Origin of the sequence: Mucilaginibacter sp. SMC90 (assembly GCF_022811725.1) — a bacterium.
Classification (GTDB): domain Bacteria; phylum Bacteroidota; class Bacteroidia; order Sphingobacteriales; family Sphingobacteriaceae; genus Mucilaginibacter.
In genome coordinates this window covers 6,144,288-6,158,234 of the sequence record NZ_CP094527.1, presented here as the reverse complement: position 1 = coordinate 6,158,234, position 13,947 = coordinate 6,144,288, and the positions used below count along the sequence as shown (strand labels likewise).

Sequence of the window (13,947 nt, the reverse complement as noted above, 5' to 3'; positions counted from 1 at the left end):
CCAAAAACACTAATTAAATAAATCGTGGCGATACAAACATGGAAGCATTAACAAATTACGAGATACTAATAGATAAGATAGAGGTATTCATACGGAAATACTATTTGAATAAAGTATTAAGAGGAACGTTGCTTGTTGGCGCGGTGATATTTTGCGGCTTTGTGCTCGTTTTGTTTAGTGAATATCTGGGTAATTTCAACTCCACTGTGCGGGGCATCCTCTTCTATGGCTATTTGTTAGTCAATACCGGCTTGTTTGGCTGGTTAGTGCTGCCACCGCTTTTGTCTTATTTAAAATTGGGACGAATTATCAGCCATGAGGAGGCCGCCAGGATCATTGGTGAACATTTCAACCATGTTGAAGACAAACTCCTGAATACGTTGCAATTGAAACGCCTTGCGGACGAGCATCCTGACCAGCGACGCCTTATCGAAGCTAGTATTGACCAACGCATTATCAGCATCAAACCGGTTACTTTTCCATCGGCTGTGCGCATCAAAGAAAACGTGAAACATGTGAAATGGGTTGTGTTGCCTTTGGGTGTTATCCTTATCCTGGCGATTGCCGCCCCGGCAATGCTAAGGGAAAATGCAGAGAAGATAATTAAGCATAATCAATATTTCGCAGTGAAGTCACCTTTTCAGTTTATTGTCACTAATGAGCAACTTACTGTAGTTCAGGGCGATGATCTCAAGCTTCATGTAAAATTGACCGGTAACCGGTTTCCGAACGATGTTTATGTCGAAACTGCTAAGAATACATTCAAAATGGATAAGGAAGGTATAGGCCGTTTCAACTATTTGTTTCCCAATTTGCAACAGAATTTGAAATTCAGATTGGTTGGAAGCGATTTTAAATCACAGGAATACGAGGTTACCGTTCATCCTAAACCTTCTTTGCTACATTTCGAAGCGCACTTGAATTATCCGTCTTATCTGAAAAGGAAAAATGAGCATATAGGTAATGCAGGGGATCTGACGTTACCGGCAGGGACCACGGTAACATGGCAGGTACATACGCAAAATGCAAGCCGGTTACTCTTTAACCTAAATGGGAATGCCGAGCAATTAACAAGTGATAATAATACTTTTTTCAAGACCGAGCGCATAACCAGGTCGGGTTCTTATTTGCTCAGGACTATGAGCAACATAGCAGTCAACGGCGATTCCGTCGGATATCATATCAATGTAATAGCCGATCAACCGCCAACTATCTCGGTGAATGAAAAACAAGATTCTGTCAGTTCGAAAGCAATTTATTTTAGCGGAAAGGCTCAGGACGATTACGGTTTTTCATCGTTGATATTCCATTATTCCATAAAGGGACGAGATGCGCAGAAAGCACGTATCTTCGAATTGCCGGTGAAAGCTGAACTTGGCAATAATCAAATGGGTTTTTTCTATTTTTGGAATCTTAAGGAACTCCATATAAACCCCGGAGAACAGATCAGCTACTATTTTCAAGTTGCGGACAATAACGCCGTAACCGGACATCAGACCGCCCGGACACTGGAACATACTTTAAACATCCCTTCTGAAACAGAAATAAGTCAGCAATTAAATGCCAATGTTGAATCAGTTAAAGACAAGATGCAGAGTGCAATTAAACTGGCTGCACAAATAGACAAGGACATTAAAAAACTTAATGAGATGCTTTTGAATAAGGCCAATCTGTCATTTGATGATAAAAAACAGATACAGGACCTGTTGGACAAGCGTCAGGAATTAAAAAAAATGATTGAGGATGCACAGCAGCAGAATCAGAAGAATGCCCAAAACAGGCAGGAAAATATGCCGCAGGATAAAGACCTGGCCGAAAAGCAAAACCGGATGGAAAGGCTCATGAAAGACCTGATGGATCCGAAAACCGATGAAATGCTTAAAATGCTGCAAAAGATGATGGATAATAAACTTGAAAATCCCGCGTCTAAGGAACTCTCCAAAATGCAGATGGATGATAAAGCACTTAGTCAACAGCTCAACCGCACCTTGGAGCTGATGAAGCTGCTCGATGTGCATACCAAAGTGAAGGAGAATATTAATCAATTAAATAAACTGGCTGATAAACAACAGCAGTTGGCAGATCAAACCAAGCAAAGCGGTGCTGACACCAAAGCGCTGCAACAAAAACAGGCAGAGATAAAGAAGGACTTTGCAGATGTCAAAAAATCATTAGATGATGTCAAGGAAAAAAATGACCAGTTAGAAAATGCCACGAATTTCGAGAACCCTAAACCCGACCTTCAAAAAATTGATGATCAACTAAATAAAAGTTCCAGCGATCTGGCGCAAAATAAAAAAAATGAAGCAAACACTGAACAGCAACAGGCGGCTAATAAAATGCAACAGCTTGCCCAGAAAATGCAAAAAAAGCTTCAGGAAGAAGAGTTGCAGGATATTGTTATCAACGGCAAAGATTTAAGAAACCTGATAAAGAAACTAGTAGAAAGTTCGTTCACGCAGGAAAATATTATAGCTAATTTGAAGCAAATCAAGGAAGATGATCCATCTTATCCCAAGTGGGCGCAAAAGCAGCGAGATATTCAGGCGAACATGAAAACGGCGCAGGATAGCTTGACTGCTCTTGGTAACCGCTTGCCTGATATCGAATCGACAGTGATCAATGAAACTGCTTTGCTAAACCAAAATATAGAACAAGCCGTCAAATTTCTCGAGGAAAGGCGGACATGGGATGCTAATAAAAATCAGGTATTGGCGATGACATCAATGAATAATCTTGCACTGATGTTGTCAGAAACATTAACAAAAATGCAGGAAGCTATGAAACAAACACCCAAGGCCGGAGGTGCACCAAGTGGTGGTGGTGCACGCAAAAGAAAAACTATTTTAGAGTTAAGTGCATTGCAGGAAAAGCTGAATGCCAATATGCAAGCTATGCGGGATAAAATGCGGCAGACAGCACAGCAGCAAGGTCAGGCCGGGAATAAACCTCAGAATGGCAATCAACCAGGTGGTCCCGGAGATGGAGGCCCAATGAGTGAGCAGTTTGCCAAGATGGCGCGTCAGCAGGCGGAAATCAGGCAGGCCATTGAACAGCTCAACAGGGAAGAAAATAAAGACGGCCATCACCAGTTGGGGGATCTGGCCTCGCTATCTAAACATATGGAAAGAACAGAAGCAGATCTCGTTAATAAAAATTTAACGGAAGCGACCCTTTCAAGACAATTGCAAATCAGGACCCGTTTGCTCGAAGCAGAAAAGGCTGATCAGCAACGCGATCAGGATTCCAAAAGAGAAAGCAAGGCGCCGCAAAATGATATTCCACCTGGTTTTATAAAGGCTTTACAGGCGTTTGAACAGGAAAAGTCCAAACAAACAGAACAGTTAAAAACGACGCCGACAACACTGAACGATTACTATAAATTTAAGGTAAGAGCATATTTCGAGCAGGTAAATAAACAGTAATTGTAGTTAACCGTCGATTGTTCATCAGCCGCACGAGACAGCAGAAGGTAAAGGAGGCGACAATTCGTCGGTAAAAAAGATAAGGAAAGGGCAGCTTAAGTAGTGTCGGAAACGATTTTCAAAATTTATTATTTTACGGTTTGATGTTCCTCTTGCTGGTGTCTAACCTCGTCATGTTAAGGTACAGGCGCAATAGAAGTTCCTTATATGCTGATATAAAGTTGAAAAAAGATGATAGTATTTGTTCTGGCCCCAAGCAAAATTTAAAAGAAGTAACAAGCCCTACAGCCGAGTTATTTCTTGAAGAAAGAGTTACTCGCTGTCGGTGAAGTTTTAGAAGTTTACTATGTGAGATTAGGCGGTCTTTACGACCAGTTATGATGTCATGGAATTTCGTAGCTAACAGACTTTTATGCAGATTATTTGTGGAAATGGTCATTGGTTTTTCGATAACGAACTGGGGTTCTCTGACTATGGTTTGCAAATTCATGGCTTACCAAAAGGAGAAAATATAACTTGGCAGGGTTTCTTCCCATGGTCGAGGTGATAGTCCGTGCAAGTATTGGAGATGCGGTTGTCGATTATTTCCGCACCGGGATTAAGGTTAAAATGATATGAAACGATTGGCTTTTAAAATGATATTGAAATCTGGCTGTGAATCCGAATTTAGGGAACGGCATGAAAAGATGTGGCCTGAACTTCAGGCATTATTAAAAAAGGTGGGAGTAAGGGACTATGCCATATTTCTGGATAAGGAAACCAATAACTTGTTTGCTACGCTCAAGGTAAGAGACGCGGAAGGATTTGAACGCCTGCAATTCCTTGAAATAATGCAGAAGTGGCAGGTGCATTTGAGCGACATTCTGGCAACCAACCCGGATCGGTGTCCCGTTAGTAAATCGCTGGAAGAAGTCTTCTATTTTGCCTAAGGGCAATGTTGGTTTACAATAGTTAAGCACTTACCTATACTTCTTTTATGAAATTGCCGGGCCCGTTTTTATTAAAAAATGCAAAAAATACTTTAATTACCTCATAGGCGCGTTGATTATCTCTCAAGGACATTTTTAAGATATTATAGCATAAGCGTTTGAAAGATCAGTTATTTAATATAAAAGTCCACTGTCGGTTGCACGTGAGATCCTCTACTTTATAATATGCTATAATTTGTTAAGGGCAAAAATGTTTTATAGTTCTACACAACGCCTTGCTCAATCGCTGAACGGGGAATTACCTTAAACATTGGCCGAATGATGAAAGATAAAGTTTAGGCTACATCCCCCATACCTTTAACCTGAATTTTTATATTAAAGGTATTCAAGAGGATTTACAATAGGAAAGACTAATCATATAACTATTGTCTCGTATAGTTCGCGGCCCGAATGCTATCGTAGTTACAATGCACAATGGAGGATATTGTTAACGGCCTGTCCTTCCATTCTTGATCAAAAAAGAGTTCAATCTTGTCGCTTACATAGAATTTGTACGATTTAAAAGATTTTCCTTTCCGGTATAGTCATACGGCCGGTGGGGCGCGGAAAATAGCCTGCTGTTATTTGTTGGCGCTCGGAGTGTTATATGCGATTTTTTTTTAAAGTTTGTGATGGTTGTTGAAACATATCTCGATGTATTCCCAGCCATGTTGTGCACCTGGATTAACAACTGAGGCGGCTCATCCCATAAAATACATCAACCGCGGAGGCAAATATCAACCATCCTAAGCAAATTAGCCGGTCTTCTTCGGCCAATATTGCCTGTTCCTAACTATTATGGTCCTCGCAATTTTCAAGTTCAATTGAATCAAAAAAAACTGTAATATGTGAAAAAGGCCAGCCTTTGAGAAGAACTGGCCTCACTAACCAATTATTGCGGCCGGGCGGCCGCGGAACCAATATAGATACGTATTTTTAAACTGAAGTTCTTTAGCTCGTTGGACTGGCAGATAATAATTATCATTAAGTGTTTCGAGAACTTCCTGTACAAAAATACATAGTTGTCATGAAGCACAGGGACGGCAAAATCGTAAAAAAGAGGGGTCGTTTAAGTAATCACGACAGGTTTAATGTAAGATGTTAGCATGATCAATAAATTTTTTATCAAGCTCTTCTTTTTTGAACGAAACCGCTGTATGGACAGCAGATACACGTATATCAGCGACTTTTATAACCGAAAATTTAACGTGAACAATGGCTCACTGCTCGGTAAATATTTCACGATCATTCTTCAACCGATGGTGTCAGCATTTGTCTAGCAGTTCCCGTGAACTGTTTCGAATTTCTAAAGCCTCTTTTTTCGGCTATTTTTCGCAACCATGGCATGCAAGGTGGTTTCGCTGTTATCCAATGGAAAATGGAGGCCGGCATTTTTTTGTACCAGTTAGAATATCACCGAGTACGATAATATACGCATCGCATAGAAAGGTGCCTTCCGGAAATAGCTTTAAAAAATGAGCACAAGCTTACCGTCAACCGGTTGAAGCATCGGAAAGTGAATACAGTGAATCATTAATTTTGTTTACGCTGTCTCGTGTCGAAATTAACGCTTGAATAGTATATCCGATATCATAAAGATCCGGTCTAACGCAACAACGGCTGTACCTACGATAATCACTGCCATGATTTCTATGGTTAACCTTTTGACCACCTGCTTATCTTTAATGGTTTTCCATACAATGGGCAGGTTGACAATGGCGCTGGCCAGTGAAGAAATGATCGTTACGCTTCCAGCCAAAGAAGCGGTGATTTTGCCATGCATGGCCATGGTTGCCGCTGCAGCTGTAGTGCTCGCGCTGCTGGCCAAGCCTCCGAAAAGGCCGGTTGCCAACAGTCCATAACTTCCGAACAGTCGAGTTAATACGGTACCGCCCACCTGGATCAGGATGAACAATAGTCCGAAACCCAGGACTTTTTTTAGCGATATGGGCGAATCAAGTTTCAGGGTGCCTGTCGGTTCGGCAGCTTTGCCTTCGGTTACCTTATCCCTGAAAATAAAAAAGGCGGCAACTAAGGTCATGGCCAGTAAAGGCATTAGCGTAGCAGTTATGGAAGCCGGTGAAAATAAAGTAGCGATAAGCAGATTCCTGGCAAACATGGCGATGGTGGTAAGGAGGCAAAGCGTAGTCATTTTAGAGGTCAGTCCCGAAGATTGCGCTCTTGTGCTAACTTCCGCCACCGTTGCACTGCTGTTAACTAAGCCGCCAAAAATAGCACCGAGGTATAACCCCCCGGTGCTGAATATTCTTAATAACACATAATTAACAAAACCTATTCCAGCTATGGCTATGATACTTACCCAGGCGTCACTGGGGTTAAACAGTTCCCAATGGTCTACGTAGCGGTCCGGCATGATCGGGTAGATCACAAAGCCGATCAAACCCAGCAGTATGGCGCTCCTGATCTCTGAAAGCTGCAAGCCGCCCGCAAAGCGGTTTAACTCGGATTTTAAGGCCAGCAGCATCGTCATAACAATGGCACCTGCCACCGGTGTGAAAATATGGCCGAGACCAACCAGCACACCCAGGATATAGTTCACGATCAGCGCTGCCGACGTGGTAATTTCCAAAGTCCTGCCGGTAAGCAGGCTGCGGGTATTAGTGGCGATGACCAGCAGAAAAACACTGATCATCGCCATGGTGATCATGTTTTCACCAACGATTGAAGAAAGCATACCGAGCAACGAGATGATAGCAAATGTGCGTACGCCCGCCTCTTTATGCGACCATTTACGTTCCATCCCGATCAGCATGCCGATACAGATTGCTACCGCCATCTTTAAGGCAATAGGGCCTGCCGGAATGTGTAAAAATTCGTGATCCATGGTTCTCAAGTTAATCAAAAAGAATAACAGTTAATTAACCGTCATTCCTTCCTCGATCTCATCAGTTGCGGAGGCAATTACTTCGTCTTCAGCATTTAATTCACCAACGACTTCAATGTTGTTTTTGTTTTCAATCCCGGTGGGCACATCGACCCTGACGGTTTTTCCGTTTCGCACCGCGATCAAAAAACTTGCACTCGGTCGAGGTTACAACGGCAGACTTGGGAACGATCAATGCTTTCGGGTTTCTTTTAGCCTTGAGTATAACATCGGCATACATTATAGGCGATAACGCGCCGTCTTTATTAGGTACATCCGGTACTATCCGCTCCGAACTGTACTGGATATTAACGCTCCCTGTTTTCCGGCTTACGGTAGCGGTCATCTTTTTGCCTGGCATGGCCGATAGATAAAAGCTTACCGGGTTCTGTTTTTTTAGCGTAGCAGCAAGGACTTCCGGGACTCTTATACATTGTAGAACTTCTTTTATACCTACAATGTTGAATACTTTGTGCGCCCTTCCGGATACCAATAAGTAGGCTTGTGACTTTAAAATTTCAAAGCGCCAGAAGAGATGGGCTAGATCGCAATTATTCAGATAAGTATTTTGATTTGGATAAGACTAACATGGGCAAGATGATTTTTGACTGAGGTCAATAAGTAGCCACTATGTAAATTAAATTATTTATCTAAAGCAACAATATGCTATCGCAAGACAGCCAAGCCATCATGATATGATCTATTTTTTTGTCTTTCTTGTGTCGTAATTTTTATTGTAGTGTAATATGTGTTTTACAAATGTTTTACAAATAGAATTTTAAATCTTGTAAAAACCTGGAAACCAATGTGTTGTTGGTTTGGTTGAATGGTACCGGAAACCATAATTCTATCCATTGAACTACGGAAGCAGATAGGGGCAAAGATATAAAATTGATTTAAACCAAAAGCATTGTTTAATACTTTAACATATAACAATAACGGGCAGGTTAGCAATGATTGCTGTCCACTATGCCGGGGTTACGTAAACGTTTACGTAAATAAAAGTATACCTGCACCAACAACTAAGTTGAAAGTTTAATAGTTTAGGTGTTTAAAGTACAATTAAACGCTTCATGCCCGTAAATTTAAGAAGCGATAAACCTGACTAAAATTTTCTTAATCATAACGTATAATGAAAATCCTTCATTTTTTAACCTTGCTCATAACCCCGTTTGCCGGTTATGCTCAGCAAAAAGTATTTAATATTACTGATTATGGCGCCAAGCCCGATGGTATAACCAATAATACAATCAGCATTCAAAAGGCTATTGATGATGCAGGCAAGCAGGGTGGTGGTATAGTATATGTACCTGCCGGTAAGTTTTTAACGGCTGTTATCAGCATGAAATCAAATATTACCCTTAACCTTGCCGAAAACGCCGTGCTGTTAGGCAGCGCTAAAAGAGCCGATTTTGGTGAAGGCCATGCAGCACCATTAATAGCTGCCAGTAATTTGCAGCATATTGCAATAACAGGTAAAGGGACAATTGATGGAAACGGGGAGGAGTTGCTTAAAGATGTTTTCGGGATGCTGAAAGCGGGTAAATTAAGGGATTCATTATGGCAAAAAGAAAATCCATGGGGGCAAATTCAGCCCGAGGAGCCAAACAGGCCTAAATTGATCCATTTCTCTAACTGTACTGATGTACTGATAAAAGGTGTAACCATGAAAAACGGGCTGATGTGGGTGCAGGATTACACCAAATGCCGCAACCTGGTTATTGACAGTATAAAAGTTGAAAGCAATACTTACTGGAATAATGATGGTATTGATTTGGTTGATTGCCAGAATGTGAAACTCACCAATAGCTTTTTTAATGCCGATGATGATGGAATTTGCCTGAAATCGAGCGATAGGAACAGCAGCTGCGAAAACATATATGTGGCAAACTGTACCGTTAGGTCAAGCGCAAGCGGCATCAAATTTGGTACGGCCTCAAGAGGTGGTTTTAAAAAGATAACGATAAAAGATGTGAAAATTTATGATACCTACCGGTCTGCGATTGCGCTGGAGTGCGTTGATGGGGGAGTGATGGAAGATATTGATATTAGCAACATCAACGCAGTAAATACAGGTAACGCTATTTTTATCCGCCTCGGTCATCGCAATAAGGATGCTGTAGTGAGCAGTATTAATGGTATCCACATCAGTAATGTAATTGTAGATATACCTAAAGGTAAACCCGATAAAGGTTACCCGATGGAAGGCCCCCTGGTTAAAGGCAACCACAATACTTTTCCTTCGTCAATTGCCGGGCTGCCTGGTCACCCGGTTAAAAATGTAACGCTCGAAAATATTAAGATAGTGTATCATGGTGACGCCAGCAAGGCTGTAGCCAATGTCAGTCTTGATTCGTTAACAGCGATTCCCGAAAACCCGCATGATTACCCCGAGTTTTCGATGTTTGGCGAATTGCCGGCCTGGGGTTTTTATGCCCGCCATGCAGAAGGAGTAACGTTTAAAAATGTAACCCTTAGCTGCCCCGGTAATGATTTCAGGGCTGCTGCTATATTTCATGATGTGGATGGATTGACCATTAACGGCCTTAAAATACCGCAGGTTAAATCACTGCCGGTGATTGTGTTTAATGGGGTAAGCAAATCATCGGTTAAAGGTATTCAGATCCCCGGAAAGAGTAAAATCAAGATCCTCAGGAGGTAGTTAACTTAATCGTTTACGTAAATAAATATTGCCGTTAATGTAAAAGGTCCGTTTTTTTTATCAAAATTTAATCATTATAAAACTAAACAGAGCATTTAATTGCAGTTCCAAATAAAACTTTATTGCCGCAAAACTTAATTGGATTTTTCTGTGGTGCAGGTTTCGGGAGTGCAATGAAGATCAGGATGCTTATTATTTAATAAAAGGTTTACGATATGGAAAAGTTAACTGAAAAAGAGATGTCGCCATTGTCAAGTCTTGATGTATGGGAAGATGATGTATTGAGCAGGTATCCCGAACAGGGTACTGCCAAAGCTAAAGACGAGTTTAGGGTTTATAACGATGCAGAGGATAACCCGGTAAGGGAATTTTACAGGCTTAACCATACCTATCAAACCTATGGCAACGTACTGGCCAAAAAAGCCAACTTTTTGCAGTTTGATAAAAAGGAAATGCCATGGTGGTCGGCCATGGAATATCTGAATACGCTGGTTGATGAATCAGATCCGGATATTTCGCTTGATCAGCTGCAGCATTTGCTGCAAACATCTGAGGCAATCCGAGCCGATGGCCATCCGGACTGGTTTGTTTTAACCGGCTTTATACATGACCTGGGCAAGGTGCTTTGCCTTTTTGGCGAACCACAATGGAACGTAGTAGGCGATTCGTTTCCGGTTGGCTGCAAATTTTCGGATAAGATAGTTTACCCTGAATTTTTTGCCGCAAACCCTGATAATGATGATGAACGTTATAACACCAAATACGGCGTTTATACCCACCAGTGCGGGCTCGATAACGTGCACATGTCATGGGGCCATGATGAGTACCTGTACCACATCACCAAAGATTATTTGCCGGAAGAGGCCCTGTATATGATCCGTTATCACTCTTTTTACTCGCAGCACCGCGAAAAGGCGTATGATCATTTACTGAACGCGCATGACCAGGAGATGTTTAAATGGGTTGATAAATTTAATCCCTATGATCTGTACTCCAAAAGCCCGAAACCACCGGTAGTATCGGAGTTAAAACCTTATTATGAGGATTTAATTGCCAAATATTTGCCTGCTACCGTTAAATTATAATTTATTTAATATGCTGTAATTTCAGCATATTACTATATTACCTTTTAAATTATCTGTTTGGCCGGGGTTGTAAAAAGCTATTTATAATCCCGGCCAAACTCAAAAAAAGGCAATAAGCCACCTTTAACCAATTGCTGAATAAATTATTAACGATATAATCGTAAGGCATATTTATTGACAAAAAAATGGTTGTATTTTTAACAATAATTATTGTCTGTTGATTTATTTGTAAATAAATAGTTATCAGTTTTTTATGAATTTAAATGGAGACAAAGATTTAGTGTTTTGCTTACACAGCGATGATATCGCTGCGTTTGATATACTTTATCAAAAGTATCACCAGGCCATTTATCGTAATATTTTCAAACTCACTAAAGATGATGATACGGCCCGGGATATTTTGCAGGATGTATTTGTTGCCCTATGGGAAAAGCGTGCCGATATTAATCCCGACCAATCTGTAAGCGGTTGGTTGTTTGTGCTTAGTTTCAACAAATCAATCTCATATCTCCGTAAAAAAGTACGCGAAGCCGCTGTTGTCAACACTTTGCCATTTATCGAAATGGAAGCCGACAATGGCGATCTGCAATTAATAGATGAGCAATATTATTTATTACAACAGGCTATAGATCAGCTATCGCCGCAGCGAAAAAAAGTATTTACCCTTTGCAAGTTGGAAGGGAAAAGCTATGAAGAAGCCGCTGAAAAATTGAACCTGTCTAAACACACTGTTAAAGAATATCTGGGGCATGCCGTTGTAGCTGTTAAAAATCATATAAAAGAACACCACACCGAATGGAAAACTGCAGGTGTTGTATTGGCTTGTTACTGGATAGGAGGGAATTAATAGCGGGATTGTTTATTTAAGCTTGTGGTCGGTGATAACACCATGGGTGTTCGGAAGATGAAATTATCTCCACTTTTTAAATAAAAAAAATATGTCATTGCTGAGCGCAGCGCGGCAATCTCGTAGCCAATGCATGTTCGCCCTGTATAGCTACGGGATTGCCACGTTGCCCCAAGCTCTTGCTCACGCCGCTCCTCGCAATGACATGGCTTTTAACCAGCATTCCCAACCGATCTGAATCTTCCGAACACCCATGGTGTTATCACCGACCACAAGCAAAAGTGATCATTTACCGCTTTTCTTATTTTAAGCGGTCCTCGCTTTGCTTTTGGTTGGTGTGTTTTAAAAATTCCCCTCTCGAGATGGGGCGCGGAGGAATGAGTGGTGGGAGGGGTGTGCCTCTGCTATAAGCTTATATATGTTACCTCAGGGTTTCTCGCAGATTTAAGTTTACCCACAAATTCGCCAACCTGAATTTCAATACGAGGCACCTACGGAGCCAGGAAATATACCCCTTTAGCGCTATAAACACGTGGCCTCTCTGAGGCCGGTAATATTTATAACATAATGAATATTTGCTGACGTGCTAAGCGGCCTCAGAGAGGCCACGTGTTTATAGACAAAATTTAAAGAGATATTGGACTCCAGCGGAGTCTCGTGATCGTAAACGTGCTTTCCAACAACTATTTAGCACACATTTAGATTTTGTGGATAAACTTAAACTCGCAGAGAGACCCTGATGGGACGAAACGTTAATGCCAATCAAAAGTAATTTTTATTTTTTTTAAAATAATCACAAAACCATCCCCCCGTTTTAAGGCCCCCAGCGTATTTAGGTAAAAATAGCTTGTGGAAACCATCGTTAAACGCTTAGAAAGGCTTTATAATACTGAAAACCTGACCCCTGAAGACAAGCGCTGGCTTGCCGAATACCTGCAGGGCGATGCTTCAGAATTATATCTTGTAGCGCTTGAACGTTTTTGTAAAGATGTACTGGAAAAAAAGATAGCCCTAAGCACCGAGGCATCCGGCCAAATACTTGGCAACATTCATCAACGTATAATAAAGCCGCCTCCCGTAAGGAAGGTATTCCCCCTTTGGCCCTTACTGATAAAAATAGCAGTTGCTGCATCTGTAACTGCGGTTTGTTGCGCCGGTTATATTTTCAGAAAACAAATAGATAACTGGCTAAACCCGGTTAATTACCAGGAAACGGTAGCACTTAATGGCGAAATAAAGCTGATCACCCTGCCCGACGGTACAACAATTTGCCTTAATGCCGGAAGCCGGTTACAGTATCCCGATAAGTTTAAGCAAAGCACGCGGGAGGTTACACTTACAGGCGAGGCTTTCTTTAAGGTAGCCCACGATAGCAGGAAGCCATTTATCATTCACTCGGGTAAAATTAAAACCACTGTTTTAGGCACCAGCTTTAATGTTAAGGCCTACAACGAAGATAAATCAATTAAAATAACAGTAGTAAGCGGAAAAGTGGGGGTTGCTCCGGTAACTTCAAAACACCCGGCTGTATTGCTTACATCAAATATGCAAATGGTGTATAATAAAGCCAGCCAAAAGTTGCTTGCCGAAAAAATTGACGACGCTTCAGCTGTGATCAGCTGGCAGCAGGGCAAGTTGCAATACCATAATACCCCCCTGTTTGATGTTTTGGCTGATGTTCAGCGAAAATACAATGTGATGATCAGGGCCGACAAAAATTTACTGAATTGTACGCTATACGCCGATTTTAACAATATGCCATTAGAAAAAGTATTGAAGCTGATGGAAGCCCTTGTAAATGCCCGCTTTAATAAAGAAGGCGAAACTTATACCTTAAAAGGCAAAGGCTGTAATTAATGTAACCATATACCAATTATATAAAACAACCAAATGTTTGACAACCTAAAAAATGGAATTGCTATGAGTTGAACCCAGGAAAGAAAAATGATCCTCCAAAATGGCCGGGCCACTTTTGGAGGAAATAAAATGCAAGGATTTTTTTTGGACCATGCACAAGGCCTCTCACAACCACAGCACGTTCCAGCTTGACCTATAACACTTTAATATAGCAAAAAT

General features: G+C 41.3%; 9 protein-coding genes. 7 read left to right on the top strand and 2 right to left on the bottom strand.

The window, feature by feature from the left end:
- The first annotated feature begins 38 nt into the window (after positions 1–38).
- Both MTO98_RS25390 and rhaM read left to right on the top strand, forming a co-directional pair.
- Entirely contained in the window at positions 39–3,425 is a 3,387-nt protein-coding gene (locus tag MTO98_RS25390; protein ID WP_243481781.1) for a DUF4175 family protein, read from the top strand.
- A gap of 614 nt (positions 3,426–4,039) precedes the next feature.
- Positions 4,040–4,354 (top strand): L-rhamnose mutarotase, encoded by a 315-nt coding sequence (gene rhaM, locus MTO98_RS25385; RefSeq protein WP_243481780.1) that lies wholly within the window; start codon positions 4,040–4,042, stop codon positions 4,352–4,354.
- A 1,603-nt stretch (positions 4,355–5,957) separates the two neighbouring features.
- Here rhaM and MTO98_RS25380 read toward each other — a convergent pair.
- Positions 5,958–7,238 carry a DUF4010 domain-containing protein gene (locus MTO98_RS25380; RefSeq protein WP_243481779.1) on the bottom strand — a complete coding sequence of 427 codons (1,281 nt, stop codon included), beginning with the start codon at positions 7,236–7,238 and terminating at the stop codon, positions 5,958–5,960.
- Positions 7,239–7,268: 30 nt separating this feature from the next.
- Positions 7,269–7,415 carry a hypothetical protein gene (locus MTO98_RS25375; protein ID WP_243481778.1) on the bottom strand — a complete coding sequence of 49 codons (147 nt, stop codon included), beginning with the start codon at positions 7,413–7,415 and terminating at the stop codon, positions 7,269–7,271.
- A 44-nt stretch (positions 7,416–7,459) separates the two neighbouring features.
- On the opposite strand from MTO98_RS25375, the gene MTO98_RS25370 reads away from it, so the two are divergent.
- The 5 genes from MTO98_RS25370 (at position 7,460) to MTO98_RS25350 (ending at position 13,728) form a co-directional block, all read left to right on the top strand.
- Positions 7,460–7,651, top strand: coding sequence for a hypothetical protein (locus tag MTO98_RS25370; RefSeq protein ID WP_243481777.1), 192 nt, complete (start codon positions 7,460–7,462; stop codon positions 7,649–7,651).
- Positions 7,652–8,409: 758 nt separating this feature from the next.
- Positions 8,410–9,939, top strand: a complete 1,530-nt coding sequence (locus MTO98_RS25365; protein ID WP_243481776.1) for a glycoside hydrolase family 28 protein — start codon at positions 8,410–8,412, stop codon at positions 9,937–9,939.
- Positions 9,940–10,154: 215 nt separating this feature from the next.
- The gene (locus MTO98_RS25360; protein ID WP_243481775.1) at positions 10,155–11,024 is read left to right on the top strand and encodes an inositol oxygenase; all 870 of its coding nucleotides are present in this window, start codon (positions 10,155–10,157) and stop codon (positions 11,022–11,024) included.
- A 253-nt stretch (positions 11,025–11,277) separates the two neighbouring features.
- Positions 11,278–11,871 (top strand): RNA polymerase sigma factor, encoded by a 594-nt coding sequence (locus MTO98_RS25355; RefSeq protein WP_243481774.1) that lies wholly within the window; start codon positions 11,278–11,280, stop codon positions 11,869–11,871.
- Positions 11,872–12,720: 849 nt separating this feature from the next.
- On the top strand, positions 12,721–13,728 hold the full coding sequence (locus tag MTO98_RS25350; protein WP_243481773.1) for a FecR family protein: 1,008 nt from the start codon (positions 12,721–12,723) through the stop codon (positions 13,726–13,728).
- The last annotated feature ends 219 nt before the right edge of the window (positions 13,729–13,947 follow it).

Excerpts from the sequence above, each read along its gene's own strand:
- MTO98_RS25380 (WP_243481779.1), bottom strand. The coding sequence starts at position 7,238 with ATGGATCACGAATTTTTACACATTCCGGCAGGCCCTATTGCCTTAAAG.
- MTO98_RS25365 (WP_243481776.1), top strand. The coding sequence starts at position 8,410 with ATGAAAATCCTTCATTTTTTAACCTTGCTCATAACCCCGTTTGCCGGT.
- rhaM (WP_243481780.1), top strand. The coding sequence starts at position 4,040 with ATGAAACGATTGGCTTTTAAAATGATATTGAAATCTGGCTGTGAATCC.
- MTO98_RS25355 (WP_243481774.1), top strand. The coding sequence starts at position 11,278 with ATGAATTTAAATGGAGACAAAGATTTAGTGTTTTGCTTACACAGCGAT.
- MTO98_RS25360 (WP_243481775.1), top strand. The coding sequence starts at position 10,155 with ATGGAAAAGTTAACTGAAAAAGAGATGTCGCCATTGTCAAGTCTTGAT.
- MTO98_RS25390 (WP_243481781.1), top strand. The coding sequence starts at position 39 with ATGGAAGCATTAACAAATTACGAGATACTAATAGATAAGATAGAGGTA.